At 67.0% G+C, this 20,379-nt stretch carries 19 protein-coding genes; 9 read left to right on the top strand and 10 right to left on the bottom strand.

The window, feature by feature from the left end; all coding sequences use genetic code 11:
* Positions 1-163 precede the first annotated feature (163 nt).
* Genes L5G33_RS18675 through L5G33_RS18700 form a run of 6 tightly spaced genes read left to right on the top strand, consistent with a single transcriptional unit; the run spans position 164 to position 6,422 of the window.
* On the top strand, positions 164-1,183 hold the full coding sequence (locus tag L5G33_RS18675; protein WP_236999683.1) for an iron-siderophore ABC transporter substrate-binding protein: 1,020 nt from the start codon (positions 164-166) through the stop codon (positions 1,181-1,183).
* Positions 1,180-2,169, top strand: a complete 990-nt coding sequence (locus L5G33_RS18680; RefSeq protein ID WP_236999684.1) for a FecCD family ABC transporter permease — start codon at positions 1,180-1,182, stop codon at positions 2,167-2,169. The genes L5G33_RS18675 and L5G33_RS18680 overlap by 4 nt, the downstream gene beginning before the upstream one ends.
* Positions 2,166-3,224: a FecCD family ABC transporter permease gene (locus L5G33_RS18685; RefSeq protein ID WP_236999685.1), complete on the top strand. Its 1,059-nt coding sequence runs from the start codon at positions 2,166-2,168 to the stop codon at positions 3,222-3,224. Before L5G33_RS18680 ends, L5G33_RS18685 begins: the two co-directional genes overlap by 4 nt.
* Positions 3,221-4,021, top strand: a complete 801-nt coding sequence (locus L5G33_RS18690; protein WP_236999686.1) for an ABC transporter ATP-binding protein — start codon at positions 3,221-3,223, stop codon at positions 4,019-4,021. Before L5G33_RS18685 ends, L5G33_RS18690 begins: the two co-directional genes overlap by 4 nt.
* Positions 4,011-4,979 carry a siderophore-interacting protein gene (locus L5G33_RS18695; protein WP_236999687.1) on the top strand — a complete coding sequence of 323 codons (969 nt, stop codon included), beginning with the start codon at positions 4,011-4,013 and terminating at the stop codon, positions 4,977-4,979. The genes L5G33_RS18690 and L5G33_RS18695 overlap by 11 nt, the downstream gene beginning before the upstream one ends.
* A gap of 42 nt (positions 4,980-5,021) precedes the next feature.
* Entirely contained in the window at positions 5,022-6,422 is a 1,401-nt protein-coding gene (locus tag L5G33_RS18700) for a class II fumarate hydratase (protein WP_236999688.1), read from the top strand.
* A gap of 9 nt (positions 6,423-6,431) precedes the next feature.
* Here the strand turns inward: L5G33_RS18700 and L5G33_RS18705 are convergent, their stop codons facing one another.
* From L5G33_RS18705 to L5G33_RS18725, 5 genes are all read right to left on the bottom strand, one after another.
* On the bottom strand, positions 6,432-7,559 hold the full coding sequence (locus L5G33_RS18705) for an NAD(P)/FAD-dependent oxidoreductase (protein ID WP_236999689.1): 1,128 nt from the start codon (positions 7,557-7,559) through the stop codon (positions 6,432-6,434).
* Between the two features lie 98 nt (positions 7,560-7,657).
* Entirely contained in the window at positions 7,658-9,355 is a 1,698-nt protein-coding gene (locus L5G33_RS18710; RefSeq protein ID WP_236999690.1) for a fumarate hydratase, read from the bottom strand.
* Between the two features lie 65 nt (positions 9,356-9,420).
* The gene (locus tag L5G33_RS18715; protein ID WP_236999691.1) at positions 9,421-10,194 is read right to left on the bottom strand and encodes a patatin-like phospholipase family protein; all 774 of its coding nucleotides are present in this window, start codon (positions 10,192-10,194) and stop codon (positions 9,421-9,423) included.
* A gap of 13 nt (positions 10,195-10,207) precedes the next feature.
* The gene (locus L5G33_RS18720; protein WP_236999780.1) at positions 10,208-11,383 is read right to left on the bottom strand and encodes a MalY/PatB family protein; all 1,176 of its coding nucleotides are present in this window, start codon (positions 11,381-11,383) and stop codon (positions 10,208-10,210) included.
* Positions 11,383-11,925 (bottom strand): DinB family protein, encoded by a 543-nt coding sequence (locus L5G33_RS18725; RefSeq protein ID WP_236999692.1) that lies wholly within the window; start codon positions 11,923-11,925, stop codon positions 11,383-11,385. The genes L5G33_RS18720 and L5G33_RS18725 overlap by 1 nt, the downstream gene beginning before the upstream one ends.
* 366 nt (positions 11,926-12,291) lie before the next feature.
* Between L5G33_RS18725 and L5G33_RS18730 the strand changes: the two genes are divergently transcribed.
* The 3 genes from L5G33_RS18730 to L5G33_RS18740 are packed head-to-tail and all read left to right on the top strand — an operon-like array spanning position 12,292 to position 13,875.
* The gene (locus tag L5G33_RS18730; protein ID WP_236999693.1) at positions 12,292-13,203 is read left to right on the top strand and encodes an aminoglycoside phosphotransferase family protein; all 912 of its coding nucleotides are present in this window, start codon (positions 12,292-12,294) and stop codon (positions 13,201-13,203) included.
* A gap of 7 nt (positions 13,204-13,210) precedes the next feature.
* On the top strand, positions 13,211-13,564 hold the full coding sequence (locus tag L5G33_RS18735; RefSeq protein WP_236999694.1) for a DMT family transporter: 354 nt from the start codon (positions 13,211-13,213) through the stop codon (positions 13,562-13,564).
* Positions 13,561-13,875, top strand: a complete 315-nt coding sequence (locus L5G33_RS18740) for a DMT family transporter (RefSeq protein ID WP_236999695.1) — start codon at positions 13,561-13,563, stop codon at positions 13,873-13,875. Before L5G33_RS18735 ends, L5G33_RS18740 begins: the two co-directional genes overlap by 4 nt.
* 5 nt (positions 13,876-13,880) lie before the next feature.
* Here the strand turns inward: L5G33_RS18740 and L5G33_RS18745 are convergent, their stop codons facing one another.
* From L5G33_RS18745 to L5G33_RS18765, 5 genes are all read right to left on the bottom strand, one after another.
* A complete protein-coding gene (locus L5G33_RS18745) occupies positions 13,881-15,317 on the bottom strand; it encodes a cytochrome P450 (protein ID WP_236999696.1) in 1,437 nt (478 codons plus the stop codon).
* Positions 15,318-15,429: 112 nt separating this feature from the next.
* The gene (locus L5G33_RS18750) at positions 15,430-16,209 is read right to left on the bottom strand and encodes an oxygenase MpaB family protein (protein WP_236999697.1); all 780 of its coding nucleotides are present in this window, start codon (positions 16,207-16,209) and stop codon (positions 15,430-15,432) included.
* Positions 16,206-16,979, bottom strand: coding sequence for an oxygenase MpaB family protein (locus L5G33_RS18755; RefSeq protein ID WP_236999781.1), 774 nt, complete (start codon positions 16,977-16,979; stop codon positions 16,206-16,208). Before L5G33_RS18755 ends, L5G33_RS18750 begins: the two co-directional genes overlap by 4 nt.
* Before the next feature lie 171 nt (positions 16,980-17,150).
* A complete protein-coding gene (locus L5G33_RS18760) occupies positions 17,151-18,791 on the bottom strand; it encodes an MFS transporter (RefSeq protein WP_236999698.1) in 1,641 nt (546 codons plus the stop codon).
* A complete protein-coding gene (locus L5G33_RS18765) occupies positions 18,788-20,332 on the bottom strand; it encodes an MDR family MFS transporter (RefSeq protein WP_236999699.1) in 1,545 nt (514 codons plus the stop codon). Before L5G33_RS18765 ends, L5G33_RS18760 begins: the two co-directional genes overlap by 4 nt.
* Positions 20,333-20,379: the final 47 nt, after the last annotated feature.

A 20,379-nucleotide genomic window follows, 5' to 3' on the forward strand; every position in this document is an offset into this window, starting at 1 on the left:
CGGGCGCCCCATCGTCGAAAGGAACTGTGCGTGGTTTCACAGGGACGATACAAGGACGGCCGGGGGTTTCGAGGGCGATCGTGAGGGCCCGGCTTTCTAGTGTTAGATTAAGGGAGCCTACCCATAGTTTGGGTCGTCTCCCAACCCCCGAAAGGCACCCGGCGTGCGAACCTCCCGATTCCTCTCCCTCGCGTGCGCGGCCGTTCTGGCCGTGACAGTCAGCGCTTGCTCGAACTCAGACGACGACGCGTCAGGCGGTGGCACCGGGGGCGAAGGCTTCCCGGTGACTATCGAACACGCACTCGGCACCACGACCATCGAAGAGGCTCCCGAGCGAGTCGCCACCGTCGGATGGGCGAACAATGAGGTGCCGCTGGCGCTCGGCATCGTGCCGGTCGGCATGGCGAAGGCCACCTGGGGCGACGACAATGGCGACGGAATCCTGCCCTGGGCTGACGCCAAGCTGAAGGAACTCGGCGGTGAGACGCCGGTGCTGTTCGACGAGACCGACGGCATCGACTTCGAAGCGGTCAGCGACTCCGCACCGGACGTGATCCTCGCCGCGTACTCGGGTCTCACCCAGGAGCAGTACGACAAGCTCGAGAAGATCGCGCCGGTCGTCGCCTACCCGAAGACCCCGTGGGGCACCACGTGGCAGGAGATGATCCAGTACGACTCGAAGGCCCTCGGCCGGGAATCCGACGGAGACGAACTCGTCACCGAACTCACCAGCCAGGTGAACGCGGCGGTCGATCAGCACCCCGAGTTGAAGAACACCAAGACGATGTTCGCGTACCTCGATCCGACGGACACGAGCAAGCTCATGTACTACAACCTGCATGACCCGCGCGCGACGTTCCTGCGTGACGCCGGGATGCCGGTGCCGTCGGCGGTCGAGCGGAACACCGCCGATACCGAACAGTTCTACACCGAGGTCAGCGCCGAGAAGGCCGACCAGTTCAACGACGTCGGGCTGATCATCACCTACGGTGACGAGAACACGGTGAAACGTCTGCAGGCGGACCCGCTGCTCGGCAAGATCCCCGCCGTCAAAGCCGGTCACGTCGCGATCCTGCAGGACGGCACGCCGCTCGCCGCGTCGTCGAACCCGTCGCCGCTGTCGATCCCGTGGGGCATCGATAAGTACATGGACGTCCTCGGCGGCGCCATCGCGGTTCCTTGACCCGTAAGGTCGGCTGGCTTTTCGCGAGCGTCGTCGTCCTCGTCGCGCTCGCCGCCGTGTCGATCGCGTTCGGCGCCCGAGACGTCGCATTCGGTGACATCGCCGACGCGCTGTTCGGCGACGCGGACTCGTTCTCGGCGGCAGCCGTCGAGAAGCGGATGCCGCGGACCGTCCTCGCGATGATCGTCGGTGCGGCGCTCGCCCTATCGGGCGCGGGCATGCAGGCCGTGACCCGCAACCCCGTCGCCGATCCCGGCATTCTCGGAGTGTCGGGCGGCGCGTCGTTGGCCGTGGTGTGCGGCATCGTCTTCTTCGGCATGTCCGACCCGTACTCGTACATCGTGGTCGCCATCGCGGGTGCGGCGGCGGCAGCGGTGTTCGTGTACGCGATCGGGTCGATGGGGCGCGGCGGTGCGACGCCGCTCAAACTCGCGCTGTCGGGCGCGGCGACGGCTGCGGCATTCACCTGCCTGATCAGCGCGGTGCTACTGCCGCGTGTCGACGTGATGACCCGCTTCCAACACTGGCAGGTCGGTGGCGTCGGGGGCGCCGACTGGCATCGGATCGCAGTCCTCTCGCCGGTCCTCGGGGCCGGCGCGCTGATCGCATTCGCGTGTGCGCGTGGGATGAACTCGCTCGCGCTCGGCGACGACGTAGCGACCGGGCTCGGCGAGAACGTCGGACGCACCAGGATCCTGACCGGGGTGGCCGCCGTCGTGCTGGCAGGCGCGGCGACCGCCATTGCGGGCCCGATCGCGTTCGTCGGTCTGCTCGTCCCGCACGCGTGCCGCGCGCTGATCGGCACCGACCACCGCTGGTTGCTCCCGTTCTCCGCGCTCGTGGGCGCGTCGCTGCTCGTGGCGTCCGACGTCGTCGGTCGACTCGTGGTGCGACCCGAGGAGGTCGACGTCGGCGTCGTCACCGCGATCATCGGTGCGCCGCTGTTCATCTGGATCGTCCGTCGGCAGAAGGTACGTGAACTGTGACCACCCCGCCTACTGAACGAACCAGGTCGACCGTCGACGTCGTGAAGGCCGGACGGCATGCCCGCTCCCGGCGTCGCGCGGTGCTCTTGGCGGTGCTCGTCGTGCTGGTCGTGGCCGTGTTCTTCGTGTCGTTGATGGCGGGGCAGCGCTTCTATCCGCTCGACGACGTGTTCCGCGTGATCGTCGGCGAGACGGTGCCGGGCGCGTCGTTCACCGTCGGTGAGCTCCGACTTCCGCGCGTGTGCCTGGCGGTGCTGTCGGGCTTCGCCTTCGGTTTCGCAGGCGTCACCTTTCAGACGCTGCTGCGCAACCCGCTGGCGTCGCCGGACATCATCGGGATCTCGTGGGGTGCGTCGGCGGCCGCAGTGGTGGCGATCGTCGTCTTCGGTCTGACCGGGACGTCGGTCTCCGTGCTGGCGCTCGTCGGTGCTCTCGTTGCGGCGGCGGCCGTGTACGGGCTGTCGGGCAACGGCGGCTTCTCGGCCACTCGACTGATCCTGATCGGCATCGGCATCGCGGCGATGCTCAGCAGCGTCGTCTCGTATGTCCTTGCGCGGGCAGCCGACTGGGACATCGCGAACGCTCTGCGGTGGATTACCGGATCGCTTGCGGAACCCGACTGGGGCAAAGTGGTGCCGTTGGCGGTCGTGGCGGTGATCGTCGTCCCGATCATGCTGGCGTGCTCGCGCGACATGAACATGCTGCGCCTCGGCGACGACGCCGCCGCGGGCATGGGCGTGCGGGTCGAAGCGACCCGGCTGCTCGTCCTGTTCGGCGCGGTGGTCCTGCTGGCGTTCGCGACGGCGGGTGCCGGCCCGATCTCGTTCGTCGCATTCATGTCCGGGCCCATCGCGATGCGTCTGTTCACGCGCGCCGGCGGGTCGATGCTGCTGCCCTCGGGCCTCGTCGGTGCGCTCCTGGTCATGTCCGCCGACCTCGTCGCGCAGTTCGCGTTGCCGCACCGCTACCCGGTCGGCGTCGTGACCGGTGTGCTCGGCGCCCCGTTCTTGATCTATCTGCTCATTCGCGTCAACCGGTCGGGAGGAACCCTGTGACCGTCCACCATCAGTTGTCCGCTGAGAAGGTCCGTCTCGCCTACGGCGACCGGGTGATCGTGGAGGGCCTCGATCTGGAGGTGGCTCCGGGACAGATCACGTCGATCGTCGGCGCCAACGGCTGCGGCAAGTCGACGTTGCTGCGAGCCCTCGCCCGACTGCTGTCGCCGTCGTCCGGTCAGGTGGTGCTCGACGGACACGACATCTCGGCGCGACGTTCCCGCGAGGTGGCCCGGATGCTCGGGCTGCTGCCGCAGAGTCCGGTCGCACCGGAAGGCATCACGGTGTCCGACCTCGTCGGACGTGGCCGCCACCCGCACCAGAAGGTTCTCGCCCCGTGGAACTCCCACGACTACGAGGCCGTCGCAGACGCGCTCGACGCGACCGGGACCGCAGACCTGGCGGACCGGCCGGTCGACGAATTGTCCGGCGGGCAGCGTCAACGCGTGTGGATCGCGATGGCGCTCGCGCAGGAGACTGACATTCTGCTGCTCGACGAGCCGACGACCTTCCTCGACCTGGCCCACCAGGTGGAGGTCCTCGACCTGCTCACTGACTTGCGGGAGCGGCGCGGCACCACCATCGTGATGGTGTTGCACGACCTCAATCTCGCCGCCCGCTACGCCGACCGGCTGGTCGCGATGCGGTCGGGAAGCATCCACGCGACCGGGACGCCCGACGAGGTGATGACCGTCGAACTCGTCGACGAGGTGTTCGGTCTCAAGAGTCAGATTCTGCAAGATCCAGTGTCGGGGAAACCCGCTGTCATGCCGATAGGGAGGCACCATGTCCGTTGACAGTAAGACCGATGACAGTAACACCGTTGTCGAGGAGGGCGCCTACGTGATCGGTCGGGCGAGAGTGGGTCTCGTCGAACCGGTGTCGCCGAACTTCGTCCGGATCACGTTCGTCGGCGACGACGTCGACCGGCTCGGCAATCCGGGGCAGACGTTCGACCAGCGAATCAAGGTGATCTTCCCGCCGTCCTCGGGTGTGCTGCCCGAACTGGCCGGAGGCGACGACTGGTATCAGCGGTGGCTGGAGATCCCGGAGGATCGACGCGGCGCGATCCGCACCTACTCGGTCCGCGACCTGCGGGTCGCCGACGACGGCACCACCGAGCTGGTTGTCGACTTCGTCCTGCACATGGCACCGGGCGCGACGGGGCCGGCGTCGTCGTGGGCGTCGCGGGCCTCCGCCGACGACGAAGTGATGCTGGTGGCGCCGCGCCGCGGTCGGCTTGACGGCGGCGGGCTGGAATACCGGCCGGGCGATTCGGGGTCGGTGCTGTTGGCCGGCGACGAGACCGCGGCGCCTGCGATCGCGCGGATCCTGGAGGATGCGCCCGCCGATCTGCGCGGCACCGCGTTCATCGAGGTCCCCACCGGCGCCGACGTGCTGCCCTGCGCCGCACCCGCCGGGGTGAGCGTGCACTGGTTGGCGCGCGACGGCGCCGACCACGGGGAGCGACTGCGTCCCGCAGTCCTCGACCACCTAGGGGCCGCCGACTCGGCGGACGACGCCGACGTCGACGAGAATCCAGACGATCCGATGGTGTGGGAGACTCCCGTCTTCTCCAATCTCGGTGAGGATGTCGGCCCCGAACCGGCGCCGGGCGAGCGCTACTACTGGATCGCGGGAGAGAGCAAAGTCGTCACCGGCTTGCGTCGTCACCTGGTGAAAGAGCTCGGCATCGCCCGCTCTCAGGTCGCGTTCATGGGTTACTGGCGCCACGGCGTCGCCATGAAGGGCTGAGCCCCAGGGAACACGGACCACTCACGAAAGGTTGTACTGACCATGGCTGACCATGAGTACCGGATCGAACACGACACGATGGGCGAGGTGCGGGTTCCCGTGGCCGCGCTGTGGCGGGCGCAGACGCAGCGGGCCGTCGAGAACTTTCCGATCAGCTTCCGTCCGCTCGAGCGCACGCAGATCCGTGCGCTCGGTCTGCTGAAGGCGGCGACCGCGCTGGTCAACAAAGACCTCGGTCTGCTCGACGCGCAGAAGGCCGACGCGATCGCCGCAGCCGCCCGCGAGATCGCCGACGGCGCGCACGACGACCAGTTCCCGATCGACGTCTTCCAGACCGGGTCGGGCACCAGTTCGAACATGAACGCCAACGAGGTGATCGCGTCGGTCGCCGCGAAGGCAGGCGTCACCGTCCACCCGAACGACGACGTGAACATGTCGCAGAGTTCCAACGACACGTTCCCGACAGCGACGCACGTCGCGGCGACTGAGGCCGTGGTCCGTCAGCTGATCCCCGCATTGGGTCGGCTGCACGAGGTGCTCGCGGCGAAGTCCGGCGAGTGGGCGACGGTCGTAAAGTCGGGCCGCACGCACCTGATGGACGCGGTGCCGGTGACTCTCGGCCAGGAGTTCGGCGGTTACGCGCGGCAGGTCGAGGCGGGGGTCGAACGCCTGCAGTCGACGCTGCCGCGTGTCGGTGAGCTCCCGATCGGCGGCACCGCCGTCGGCACCGGGCTCAACGCACCGGAGGGGTTCGGTACGCAGGTCGTCGCGAAACTCGTCGAACTGACGGGGGTCGACGAGTTGAGCTTGGCGAAGGACAACTTCGAGGCGCAGGCCGCCCGCGACGGCCTCGTCGAACTGTCGGGCCAGTTGAAGACGATCGCCGTGTCGCTGACCAAGATCGCCAACGACGTCCGGTGGATGGGATCGGGGCCGTTGACCGGTCTCGGCGAGATCGCCCTCCCGGACCTGCAGCCGGGCAGCTCGATCATGCCGGGCAAGGTCAACCCGGTGCTGCCCGAAGCTGTCACACAGGTTGCGGCGCAGGTCATCGGCAACGACACCGCCGTCACCTGGGGCGGCGGCAATGGTGCGTTCGAGCTCAACGTGTACATCCCGATGATGGCGCGCAACGTCCTCGAATCGGTGACCCTGCTGGCCAACGTGTCGCGGCTGTTCGCCGACCGATGCATCGACGGCTTGGTGGCGCACGAGGACCGGCTGCGGACACTCGCCGAATCGTCGCCGTCGATCGTGACGCCGCTCAACTCGGCGATCGGCTACGAGGAGGCCGCTGCCGTCGCGAAACAGGCGTTGCGTGAGGGCACGACGATCCGTCAGACCGTCATCGACCGCGGTCTCGTCGGCGACGAGTTGTCGGAAGAGGAACTCGACAAGCGCCTCGACGTCCTCAAGATGGCCAACGTCGACCGCAAGCGGTAGCCGACCGGGTCAGAACCGGTCCGGCGCGAGCACTGTGGCCTGCACCCCGCGTGCGACGACGTCGTCCGGCAGTGCCTCTCCGCGGAAGACGGCTGCGCCGGACCGGGCCAGACCGTCCGCCATCTGGATGCCGTAGCCACCCTGGCCCGCGAACCAGAAGAAGCCCTCCACACCTGGGTCGAAGCCGACGACGGGGGAGCGGTCGGGCGCGAACGTGCGCAGGCCCGCCCACGACGAGCGGACGTGCCGGATGCGCAGATCGGTGACCTCGTTGATCGAGTCGATGGCGCGGGCGATCTCCAGGTCGCCGGGCCGAACGTCGTGCGGATGGCTCGGCGTATCGTCGGCTGGCGAGCACAGCAGTCCGTTGGCTTCGGGTTTGATGTAGAAGGCGTCGTCGAGATCGTTGACGACCGGCAGGTTCGACGTCTCGAGCCCTTCGGGCGCGTCGACACCGAAGATTGTCCGGACCATCGGCCGTACGCCGATCGGGGCCGCGCCTGCGCACTCGGCGACGGTATCGGCCCACGCCCCCGCTGCGTCGACGACGACGGGCGCGCGCACGGTGCGGCCGTCGCCGAACGCCGCCGTCCACACCCCGTGTGCTCGATCGAGTGCGGTCACCGCGGCATGTGTCCGAATCTCGCCGCCGCGCCGTCGGAGTCCGCGGACGTACCCCTGGTGCAGGGCGTGGACGTCGATGTCCATCGAGGCAGGGTCGATCAGCGCCGCCTCGATCGCCGCGCGCCTCAGATACGGCGCGAGGCCGACCGCGTCGTCCGCGGACAGCAGTTCGACGGCCGGCGCCTGTCGGCGGACGTCGTCGTAGAACGCGGTCAGCGCATCACCGCGCCCCTCTCGGGCGAATACGAGGTAGGGGCGCGACGCGAGGATCGGGCCGTCGAAGTCTGCGGGCGGATCGGTGAGCTGTGCGCGGCTCGCACCGGTCAGCGCGCGCACCGACGCGTTGCCGAACGTCTCCAGATAGAGGGCGGCCGAACGCCCGGTCGTGTGGAAGGCGAGCGTGCCCTCCTGTTCGACGAGGCAGACCCGGCGATCGGCGGCCAACTCGTAGCCGATGGACACTCCGGCGATTCCGCCGCCGATCACGACGACGTCGAACTCTGTCGGGGTCACGCCGAAACCGCCTCTCGTGTGTACCGGTGATGGCTCCAGGATAGGAGACGACGCCAGCGGTACGGGGTTTCTGGCAGGGCCGATGAGCAGAGCTGCGGCTACCGTTCCTTGGAACGCACTCGGATGCCGCTGATCGGGACGTTGACGGTGCCGGCCGGGTCGGTGAAGAAGTCATTGCCCTTGTCGTCGACGACGATGAAGGCAGGGAAGTTCTCGACCTCGATCTTCCACACGGCTTCCATGCCGAGCTCCGGGTATTCGATGACTTCCTGGCTCTTGATGCAGTCGAGGGCCAGACGCGCGGCCGGACCGCCGATGGAGCCGAGGTAGAAGCCGCCGTGGGTTCCGCACGCGGTGGTGACCTGCTTGGACCGGTTGCCCTTGGCGAGCATGACCATCGAACCGCCCGCGGCCTGGAACTGCTCGACGTAGCTGTCCATGCGACCCGCGGTCGTCGGGCCGAATGAGCCCGACGCCATGCCTTCGGGTGTCTTCGCCGGTCCCGCGTAGTAGACGGGGTGGTTCTTCAAGTACTCGGGCATCGGTTCGCCCGCGTCGAGGCGTTCCTGGATCTTGGCGTGCGCGATGTCGCGAGCCACGACCAGCGGGCCGGTCAGCGACAGACGCGTCTTGACCGGGTGCTTCGACAGTTCCTGGAGGATCTCCGGCATCGGACGATTGAGGTCGATGTCGACGACTTCGCCACCCTCGATGTCCTCGGCCACGCCTGCGTCCGGCATGTACTGGGCGGGATCGGTCTCGAGCTGTTCGAGGAAGACGCCGTCGGCAGTGATCTTTCCGAGCGCCTGGCGGTCGGCCGAGCAGGAGACGGCGATCGCGACCGGCAGCGAGGCGCCGTGACGCGGCAGCCGAATGGCGCGGACATCGTGGCAGAAGTATTTGCCGCCGAACTGTGCGCCGATGCCGAACGATTGGGTGAGCTTGAAGATCTCCTCTTCGAGCTCCGGGTCGCGGAAGCCGTGCCCCGACATGTCGCCCTCGGTCGGCAGATTGTCGAGGTAATGCGCCGACGCCAGCTTGGCCGTCTTGAGTGCGAACTCCGCCGACGTGCCGCCGATGACGACGGCGAGGTGGTACGGAGGGCAGGCCGCGGTGCCGAGCGAGCGGATCTTCTCGTCGAGATAGTCGAGAAGTCGCTTGGGGTTGAGGATGGCCTTGGTCTCCTGGAACAGGAACGACTTGTTGGCCGAGCCGCCGCCCTTCGCCATGAACAGGAACTTGTACTCCGGTCCCTTAGGGCCCTGCTGCGTCGCATAGATCTCGACCTGTGCGGGCAGGTTGGTGCCGGTGTTGCGCTCCTCGTACACGGTGATGGGGGCGTTCTGCGAGTACCGCAGGTTGAGCTTGGTGTAGGCGTCGTACACGCCGCGCGAGACCCACTCGCCGTCTTCCACACCGGTCAGGACGCCTTCACTCTTCTTGCCCATGACGATCGCGGTGCCGGTGTCCTGGCACATCGGGAGGACGCCGCCCGCCGAGATGTTGACATTCTTCAGCAGGTCGAGGGCGACGAAGCGGTCGTTGCCTGACGCTTCCGGGTCGTCGATGATCTTGCGGAGCTGGCTCAGGTGCGCGGGCCGCAGGTAGTGGCTGATGTCGTGCATAGCCTCGGACGTCAGCTTCGTGATCGCTTCCGGATCGACCTTCAGGAACTTCTGGCCGTCCACGTCGAACGTCGAGACGCCCTCGGTGGTGACCAGGCGATACGGGGTGTCGTCCTGGTCGGCCGGAAGGAGGTCGGAGTAGAGGAATTCGGGGGCTGCAGACTCACTCACGCACCGAATGGTAGCGATCGCGCACACATCGATGCAGGTAAGGATGACCTATGCTGGCGCGCGGCTCAGCTGACCGACATCTCGATGTGGTCGGCGGGGTGGTCGCGCCGACCGCCGACGGTGACCGGGCTCGGCGGCGGGATGACGATCAGTTCGGCGTCGGCGGAGTACTCGCGGACGTCCCGGATCAGTCGCTTGTGGATCAACAGTGCGACCGTGTGCAGCAGCGTCTCGGCGACGGTCGTCGGCGGTTCGACATCGCCGGACGGGTACCCGCACGGCAACACGTAGATGCGGTCAACCGCGGCGTCGATCGCATCGGAGATCGGCGCATTGTCGGCGATCCCGCCGTCGACAAGCTTGCGGCCGTTCCAGTCGACCGGCGGCAGCAGTCCGGGGATCGCGGAGCTGGCGAGAATCGCCTCGGTGGCCGGGCCCGCAGTGATGCCGACCTCATTGCCCGACAGCAGATCGGTGGCCACCACGCGGAGTGGGATGAGCGCGTCCGCGACGTCGTGAAACGTCAGATGGCGGTCCAACAGCGATCGCAGCCCGTGGTCGCCGACGAGGGCGGGCCGGTGGCCTGTCAACGCGCCGATGATGCGAATCGGGTTCGGCGGGAACAGCTTCCACGCCGATAGTGGACGCCAGACGTCGGCGAGCTCGTTGACGGTGGTCGCCGTTACGCCGCGGCCGGCGAGGAACCCTGCGTTGAACGCGCCCACCGACGCACCGATCAGCACGTCCGGGGTCGTTCCGCGCTCGACCAGCGCCCGCAGCATGCCGACCTGGAACGCGCCGAGATTCGCTCCTCCCGCCAGCACGAACGCCGTCGTCATGGCAGTACCCGAGTCATGGCAGTACCCGACCCATTCGCGTGACTGCCTCGGTCAGGATTGCCTGCGACGTCGCGAAGTTGAGGCGCACGTGCCCGCCGCCGCCCGGGCCGAATGCGTGGCCGGAACTGAGCGCGACCCGACTCTGATCGAGGAACGCCCGGGCCGGGCCTGCCACGTCGGCGACGGCGCCGGGCGTCGCGTCGTCGCCGAATCCGAGCGGTCGACAGTCGAGCCACGCCAGATACGTGCCGTCCGGTGGCGTGTAGCCGACCGTTGGAAGGTGTTCGGCCAGCAGGCGACCCACGAGTTCGCGGTTGGCGGCGAGAGCGGCGAGGAGGGCGTTCAGCCACGGCTCGCCGTCGGTGTAGGCGGCGGTGTGCGCGAGCACTCCGAAGTGGCTCGGACCGTGGCTGACCTCTTCGGGCATGCGGCGCAGATCGTCGGCGCCCGCGGTGCCCGCGATTGCCAGCGCGGCCTTCACGCCGGGGAGATTCCACGCCTTCGACGCCGACGTGACGACGAACGCGTCCTCTGTGCCGTCGACCGACAGGTACGGCGTGAATGTGGCTCCCGGGAGGACGAGCGGAGCATGGATCTCGTCGACGATCACCCGTACCCCGTACTCGCGAGCCAGCGCCGCGACGGCGACCAACTCGTCGACGGTGTGCACGGCTCCGGTCGGATTGTGCGGGTTGGCCAGCAGGAACGCTGCTGGAGCGGTGTCGCGGAACGCCGCCTCCAACGCCGCGACATCGATCCGTCCGTCGGTACCCAGCGGCGCTCCGACCACCCGCCGGTCGGCGTGCTCGGTGAACGCGAAGAACGGGGGATAGACGGGTGTGTTGACGACGACGGAGCTCCCGGGCTCGGTCACGAGCTTGAGGACCTCGACGATCCCCAGCATCACATCGGGCACGATCTGCGCGGAGTCGACGTCCACGCCGTCCCACCCCCATCGTCGTCGCGCGAACCCGGCGAGTGCCTCCGCGTAGGCGCGTGCGCCGGATGGATACCCGGTGTCGCCGAGCTCGAGCGCCTGCCGCAACACCGCGGCCACCGGTTCGGCTGGCAGCACATCCATCTCGGCGACCCACAGCGGAAGCACGTCCGGCGGGTACGTCCGCCACTTCAAGCTGGTGCGGCGGCGCAACGCATCGACCGACAGCTGTTCGAACGGGCTGTCGACGATCATTCCGCGTGCTCCGGTGTCGCGGGGAGCCCGACGTCCACCCGGTGGTGTTCGAGGTCGTGCAGCGCGTACGCCGCGAGCGACCACACGGTGAACGCGGCGCCGTTGCCTCGGAGGCCTTCGCGCTCCCACTCGTCGTCGGCGACGGCGCGGTAGGCGGTAGCGAACGCGGCGGCGTTCGCTTCGAGCCGATCGGCGACGACGCCCGGATCCTGCTCGCCGTACCGCCCGTCGACGGCCGCCTCGTCCTGATCCCAGTTCGCGAAGGTCGCGGGTGTCACGGTGAGCATCAATTCGAGCCGTTCGCGCATCACGGTGTGCACGTCGCGGACGTGGCAGCCGTACTCCAGCGGCGACCACGTGTGGTCGTTCCGACGATGGTCGGCGTCTGCACGCGCCAGCACCTCTCGCCATCCGTCGGCCGATTCGGCGATCCGATCCGCGATCTGCGTGCGGTGGACGCCGCCCGGATCGAATCCGCAGAAGCCGCAGCGGCGGGTCGTGACCCAGGTCCAATCCTTGTCGTCAGGCGTGATCGGCATGGTCACAAGCGTAGTCCGACGCCCCGAGGCGGATACCCGATTGCGCGCGTGGCGATCGGGCGGGCCAGTACATCGTTCGAACGGCGTCCGGTCACCTCCGGCACGTCCGCCCCGATAGTCCAGTTGTCGGGTACGCACGTCGGGCGAGCACAGGAGTTGTACGTCGGCCACCGCGTACACGATGCCCGATGGTGTCACACAGGTGATGGAAGTCAGCTTCGAATACTCGGTGGCAGTGGCGGCCGACTGCGGTGCACCCGGCCGAGGCGCACCATGACGCGATGAAGGGGAATAGGCGAGCTACCACACTGGTCGGCCGCAAGTCGGAGGGCTGTACGTGACGCACGGGTACGTACGCTCGGACGCGTGGACATCCCCGCCGCGTTGAACTCCCAGCGTCGCCTCGGCGACGACTGGGCGCACTGGCTCGACCGACTCCCGCGACTGTGCGACGACCTCCTCGACGAATGGGCGTTGACGTCGACCGGCGACCCGATGCACGGGTTCGCGTCGATCGTCCTCCCGGTGCGCGGCAGCATCGGCGACGCGGTCCTCAAGATCGGCTTCGACGGGTCGCCGGAGACGCGGCAGGAACACCTCGCGCTCCAGCATTGGGCTGGCGACGGTGCCGTGCAGATGCTGCGGGCCGACCCGCGCCGTCGGGCACTCCTGCTGGAACGGTTGCACGAGCAGGATCTGAGCCAGGAGTGGGATCTGCAGGCGTGCGAGATCGTCGCCGACCTGTACCGGCAACTGCACCGGCCCGCGCCGCCACGGTTGGCGCGGCTCACCGATTTCCTCGGCCCGTGGATAGAGGCGCTCGACCGCGACGCTGCCGACATTCCGATGCCGCCCCGGCTCGTCGAGCAGGCGCTGGCGCGGGGACGGGCGTTCGTCGACGATCCGGCGTCGGACGGCGTGATGATCCATGGCGACCTGCACTACGAGAATGTGCTCGCCGCCGACCGGCAGCCGTGGTTGGCGATCGACCCGCAGCCGATGTCTGGCGACCCGCACTATGAGATCGCCCCGCTGCTGTGGAACCGGTGGGACGAGATGTCCGGCTACCTGCGTGAATCGATCCAGCGCCGCTTCTACACGACGGTCGAGGCGGCCGGGTTCGACGGCGAACGTGCCCGCGACTGGGTGATCGTCCGAATGGTCCTCAACACGCACTGGGCTGTCGCCGATGCCAAACGCATGCGTCGCGACCTCACCGACGACGAGCGGGCGTGGATCACCACGTGTATCAGCGTCATCAAAGGGGTGCAGCGATGATGTTCGGATGAACGCCCGCCTGCTCCTCGTCGCCGCGATCGTCGCCGAAGTGATCGGCACCCTCGCACTCCGCGCCACCATCGACCATCGCGCATGGATCGCCGTCGTGATCGTCGGATACGTCGCGGCGTTCACTCTGCTCGGGCTGACCCTGCGCTCCGGGATGTCCATCAGCGCCGCCTACGGGATCTGGGGCGCGAGCGGTGTCTCCCTCGTCGCACTTCTCGGCATGATCGTCTTCGGTGAGACGCTCAGCCCGAGTGCACTGGTCGGGATCGCACTGATCGTCGTCGGGGTCGTGCTTATCGAGACCGACCCCAGACGGGCCGAACCGGGCAGCGTGCAGGACGTGAACGTATGACGTGGGTCTGGCTCCTCCTCGCAATCCTCGCCGAAGTGGCGGGCACACTGTGTCTGCGCGCCGCCGACGGCCTGCGACGACGCCTGTGGCTGATACCGGTCGTCGTCGGCTACCTCGCGGCCTTCACCTTCCTCGCGATGTCGCTCGCCGAAGGCATGCCCATCGGTGTCGCGTACGGGCTGTGGACGGCCACCGGCATCGTGCTGGTCGCGCTGTCGGCGCGCGTCATCTGGCGGGACGCCATCACGCCGCGCACGCTGGTCGGCATGGCCGTCATCATCGTCGGCGTGATGCTGGTCGAGATGGGGTAGGGCGCCTAGCGGCGCCGGAAGTCGATGGGGAGACCGTCGGCGGGGGTGGGGCCGGTCCCGTACTCGAGGCTTAGCTCGTAATCGTCGGGCACCGACCACTCGAAGTTGAGGAGGAGTTGGTGCATGATCGACTTCACCTCCATTCCGCCGAAGTACAGGCCGATGCATTTGTGGGCTCCACCGCCGAACGGGCTCCACGCGAACCGATGGACCTTGTCTTCGCGGCGTTCCGGTGAGAATCGATCCGGGTCGAACTTCGTCGGCTCGGGCCACCACTCCTCCCGGAGCATCGTCGCCCACGGGTGGATCGCGACCAGCGTGCCGGACGGGATGTAGTGGCCGAGGATCTCGGTGTCCTCGATCGACTTGCGGAACAACATGCCGACCGGTGCGTTCAGGCGCAGCGTCTCCTTGAACGCCAGGTCCAGACTCGGCAGAGCGTCCTGGTCGTCGTAGTCGAGCGTCGGCTTACCCAACGCAAGTGACTCGTCCCGCAACCGCTGCTGCCAGTGCGGGTCACGGCCCAGGAAATAGGTGAGCATCGACAGCGCGATGGTGCTCGTGTCATGGGCCGCCATCATCACGAAGATCATGTGGTTGACGACGTCCTCGTCGCTGAACGTGTTGCCTTCGTCGTCCTCGCTGTGGCACAACACCGTGAACAGGTCGTCGGCGTCGCCTGCGCGACGAGCCGCGATCTCGGAGCGGAAGTACTCTTGCAGCCGTTCCCGTCCGCGAAGCCCCCGCGCCCACGTGAAGTTTCCGACGTCGCGCCGGAGCATGGCCTGCCCGCCGCGGACCGCGGCCTCGAAGGCCTGCTCCAGTTCGTGGTTCTCGTCGCGGGACAGCGACGAGCCGACGAACACCTCCGATGCGAGCGACAGCAACAACTCCTTCGTCTTGGTGTACATCGGGAAACCGTCGCCCACCTGCCATTGTGCGAGCGATTTCTCGATGTGCGGTGTCATCAGATCGAGATAGCCTTCGAGCCGCGGTTTGGCGAAGGCCTGCTGCATGATCCGACGGTGATGCATGTGCTCGCCGAAGTCCATCAGCATGATTCCGCGTCGGAAGAACGGCCCGATCATCACCTCCCAGCCCTGTTCGCTGGAGAACGCCTTCTCCCGATTCATCCACGCGGCTTCGACGGCGTCCGGTCCGACGAGCGTCACCAGGTTCATGCCGAGCACACCGGACCACGAGACCGGACCGTACTTCTCGAACCGTTTCATCGTGTTGGCGAGCGGGTCGGCCAACGCTTCGATCGTGGTGCCGATGACCGGAAATCCCGCGCTTCCCATCACCGGCTTCAAACCGGACCCGGCGGGCGGCTCGGCGAGCGGCGCATCGGGACTCGGATACAGGCTCGTGGCCTTGGCCAGGACGCGCTGCAGCGTCTTGGTGGCCGTCGTCGTCAACTCCGCCGTCGATGGAACCGACATCGCTCTGTCCCCGCAATCGTCTGGTAGTCGTGAGTCGTGTCACTCCGACACTTGGAACGTAACTAAAGTTATGTACCAAGTCCAGTGATTCGCCGAATCCGGTCGGGCGCGCTCAACTCCGTGCTCGGGCCGCCAGGACGGACGGCGCGACCTGGTCGGGGAAGATGTTCCGCGTCGGCGAGAGCTGGTCGATCGCCCGCAGCCGCGTCGCGTACCAGGTCAACGCTCGACGGTCAGAGTCCGACGGCTCGATGCCCAGGTGTGTGCACGCCACCGGATGCTGGATCGCACGGACCGCGGCCGCCGGCAACTTCTTGAAGTACCAGTCGTCCGGGCGCAGCAGTTGCTCTCGGTACCAGTCGTATCCGGGACTCGGGTCGAGTTGTGTCGCGAGCGCCTCGTCGAAGTACTCGTAGAACTCGCCGACCGTCGCAGGCATTAGACGGTCGGAGAACCCGTAGCGCCGATACCACTCGCACGTCTCTCGATACAGCTGTTCGCGGCCGTCGTCGTCGAGCCCGTTGAAGAAGAACTCGACACACGCGAACAGCGCGTCGACGTAGGTGGCGTGCTCGAAGAAGAAGATCGCCGGATTGAGCGCGTGATAACGCGTCCCGTCGGGCGTCTGACTGCGGAAATGGTCGTGGGCGTAGCGGATCAGGCGGACCTCGTCGAAGTCCGATTCGTACGCTGCGCGGATGATGCACGGCGCCGTCCGCCTCTTGTGCACGAACACTCGCTGGCGGACGAGCGAGAACTCGTGTGTCGCCGACGCGATCGCCGGATGCAGCATCTGCAACGAGACTGCTCGACAGATCGACATGACGAACCGCCGATCTCCGAGGTAGCGCCAGATCAGGGAGTCGGCGTCGAGCGTGACGTGAGTCCTCACATCAACGGGCGGCCGAAGCGGTTCCGCCTGCGGGTGTCCCACAGCAGGATCTTGAACGACAGCTGGGACAGCCACAGCGGTTTGCGCCGCTCTTTGCGGACCTGCGTGGCGACGTAACTGTCGAACCAGCGCTGGTCGTCGGTGGACCACTCGACACGTAGGGCATCGCGGAACTCCTGCGGGAGGTAGCCGATCGTGCGGCGGTATTTGACCGGGCCGAACTTGCGTTGGACGAACTCGCTCGCATATCCGAAGTTCGCGATGTCGAGGAGGAAGTCGCGTACCTCGTCGCTGATGTCGATCTTTGCGACCTGCTCGTTCCAGTACACGTCGAACGCGGCACGGTCGGCCGGCCACATCTCGGCGGGCATCTGCAAGGTGGTGCCGCACACCTTGCCCTGCTGATAGAACTCCTCGCGCAGGTCGCCCGTCAGCGGGCCGCGGGCGCGTTCGTAGATGTCCTCCCAGCCGAAGTACAGGCACGCGGCCACCCACAGCTGCAGGTCGGCGTGCATCGCGTTGTACTCGACGGGGCTGTCGTCGGTGGACCGCACCTGCGCGTGCTGGCGATTGACGGCTTTGCGGTAGCGACGACGGTCGTCGGCGTTCCCGAACACCGCGACGGCCAGGTACGAGGCCGTCGTCCGTGCCCGCTTGACCGGATGCGTGTCGAGTCGACCGTTCTCGACGGTGCTGCGCGCGACACCGTAGCCGACGGCCGGGTTGGCCAACTGCATGATGACGTTCGCTGTCGACATGGTGCTGCCCATCGACAGCAGCGATCTGCCGAAGACGCTCGCGTCGAGCGCATCGAGCTCTTCTCGGCTCGACTTCTTCGGTTTCGCGTCGTCGATCTGCTGTTCCGGTGAGGTCACGACACTCCTAATCTGAATACAGTTGTGTTCAGATTAGCGTATGGTGCCGAGATCAACGCATGGTGCTCAGTCCGTCGACGTCGCGCCCGCCCCTTCGGGGATCTCACGCCGCTGATAACCGGGGAGTCGGGACGCCGGGATGATCGCAGTCGCGCTGATGCCAGCCAGAATCAACAGGCCGTATTTCAACGTCTTCAGGCGGGCGTCTTCGTTGACTTCGACCGCGGCGTCGATCTGTCGATCGGTCGCATCGGTCTCGGTGGCGAGCAACTCGCGCAGGCTGTCGTTGCCGACGAAGTTGACGTTGTCCAGGTTCACCTGGGAGACGAGTTCGTCCGGCAGCTCCGGATGCTCGGCGACCGACGTCGCGACAGCAAAACCGAGTAGCGAGACGAGGAGTGCGCCGATCGTCGCCGTGCCGACCGCCGACGCCAGGTTCTGGGCGGTGCCGCGGATGGAACCGACGTCGCCCGCCCGCTCCTTCGGGGCCGACGTGACCAGAACGTTGAACACGAGCGTGACGAGGGCGCCCTGGCCGATGCCGAAGACGACGAGGCCGAGGATCGTCGAGAACGTCTGCCAGTCGTTCGTGACCACGAACGCCAGCCAGACGAGTGCCACCGTCGTCAAAATGAACGAGGCGGTGCCGATGGCGCGCGGGCTGTACCTCTTGTAAACGCGGACGACGAGCATCGCGGTCACGAACACGGTCAGGTTGAACGGGATCATCGCCAACGACGTGTCGAACGGACTGCGACCCTGGACGATCTGAATGTACAGCGGCACAGTGAAGTTCAATGCCGCTTCCATCGCGACGATGATGAACATCGCGTACACCGCCGCGCGTTCACGCGAGCTGCCGAGGACCGACAGGTCGACCAGCGGCACGCGTCCGCTGCGCTGCCTTCGTCTGGTCCACGTGACGAACGCCTGCCCCAGGATCAGGCCGACGATGATGAAGACGGGAGCAGGGGAGACGCCGACGAGGTCGAACGGTGCGTTGTCGTCGGCGAAGAAGACGCCCCAGGCATTGAGGTTGTTGAAGCCGAGCGTCAACAGCACGATCGCGGCGCCGATCAGGACGGCGGCCACGACGTCGATGTCGATGGTGCGATCGCCGTTGTCGGGCCGGAGGGTGAAGCTCAACGCGAACACGATCACGGCGAGTGCGAGGACGATCATGAACACCGGGCGCCACCCGACGAGAGACCCGAGCGCGCCGCCGAGGAAGAAGGCCGACATGCCGGAGATCGCGCGCGCCGAACCCAGCGACCCGACCGCGCTCGCCTGCTGATCGCCCTTGTAGTTCTCGGCGATCAATGCGACGAGAGCAGGCACGATGATCGCCGCGGACGCGCCGGCCAGCGCCTGACCGGCGATCACCCACGCCACCGACGGTGACACGATCATCAACACCGACGATGCCGCGAAGGTGAAGGTGACGGCCCGGAAGATCTTCACCCAGCCGACACGTTGACCGAGCTTGCCGCCCAACATGACGAGCGCGGCGACCGCCAGGCCGTACGCGACGATCGTCGTGCTGACCACCGTCGGGGCGACGCCGAAGTCGTCCACCATGCCGCCGATGGAGACCGGCAGCGCCGCCACGTTGAACGACATCAACACCTGGCCGAAGAAGAAGCAGACCATGGGAAGCCACGACGCGCGTTCGGGTACTTCCGCTCGATGGTCGTCAGCGGTGGTCATCGGTTAGGCTCCGCAGCCTCGACAGCCTCGACAGCCTCGACAGCCTCGACAGTCTCCTCAGCGCTCTTGGGGCGCCGGACGAGGAGTGAGAGGACGACGGCGAGGATCGCGAAGCCCGCACCCCAGTAGAACGCCTGGTGGATGCCGTTCGCCTGGGCCAGGACCGGTTCGACGCCGTCGTTGATCTCCGCCGTCATCGACCGGGTCATCACCGTGATGAACAGAGCGGTGCCCGCGGCTCCGGCGAGCTGCTGCAAGGTGTTCTGGATGGCGCTCGCATGCGAGTACATCAGCGGCGGCACTGAACCGAGCGCCGATGTCATGAGCGGCGTCATCATCGAACCGAGTCCGAGACTCAACAGCACGTGGATGCCGACGACCTTCCACTCCTGGTTGGTGAAGATCCAGAATTCCGACGTCGCCGGTTCGGCGTTGAGCGTCGTCAGCAGGATTAGCGCGACGGTCACGAGGATCGCTCCTGGCGTTACCAGCGGTCGAGGCCCGACCTTGTCGTAGAGCGCGCCGACGAACGGCGCGATCAGACCCATCACGAGGCCGCCGGGCAGCAGGACCAGGCCGGTCTCCATGGTGCTGGCGTGCCACACGTTCTGCATGAACAACGGCAGCAACATGATCGCGCCGAACAGCGCGGCCATCGCGACGAGCAAGATGATGATGCCGACGGTGAAGGTCCGGGTCTTGAACGGGCGGAGATCCAGGAGCGCGGACTCGCTGGCCTGCAGGTTGATCTGCCGCCACACGAAGAGGGCGAGCCCGACGACGCCGATGACGATCGGCACCCACGGCGGCATCGGGGTGTCGCCGGTCGCGGCTTCGCCGATGCTGTTGAGTCCGTAGATCAGACCGGCGAATGCGACGACCGACAGGAGGACGGACGCGACGTCGAACGGCGCCTTGCGCGGCGTGGTGATGTTGCGGACCAGGACGACGCCGAGGATCAGTGCGATCGCGGCGATCGGCAGCATGAAGTAGAACATCCACCGCCAGTCGAGGTGATCGAGGATCGCGCCGGAGATCGTCGGCCCCGTCGCGGGGGCGACGGCGATGACGATCGAGATGAAGCCCATGACGGTGCCGCGTCGTTGTTCGGGAATGAACGTGAGGACGGTCGTGATCATCAACGGGATCATCACCGCGGTGCCGGAGGCCTGGATGACGCGGCCGATCACGAGGATGGCGAAGCCTGGCGCGACGGCGGCCAGCAATGTGCCCGCGGTGAACAGCGACATCGCGGTTATGAACACGGCGCGCGTCGAGAAGCGTTGTAGCAGGAAGCCTGTGGTCGGAATGACGACGGCCATCGTCAACATGAACGCGGTGGTCAGCCACTGCGCGGTGCTGGCGGTGATGTTCAGATCGACCATCAGCACGGGAATCGCGACGCTCATGATCGTCTCGTTGAGGATCATCACGAACGTCGCGACCAACAGCAGTCCGATGACGAGTTTGACCGAGGCGGGTGGTGGCGCGTCGGGTGTTTCGGGGGTGGCCGCTTCAGGTGTGCGGTCGTCGACACTCACGACGTGTCCTTTCACAGAGATGTGCGTGGAGGTGAATCAGCGAACGT

The sequence above is a fragment of the Gordonia liuliyuniae genome (genome assembly GCF_021738805.1).
In the GTDB taxonomy this organism is placed as follows: Bacteria; Actinomycetota; Actinomycetes; order Mycobacteriales; family Mycobacteriaceae; genus Gordonia; species Gordonia liuliyuniae.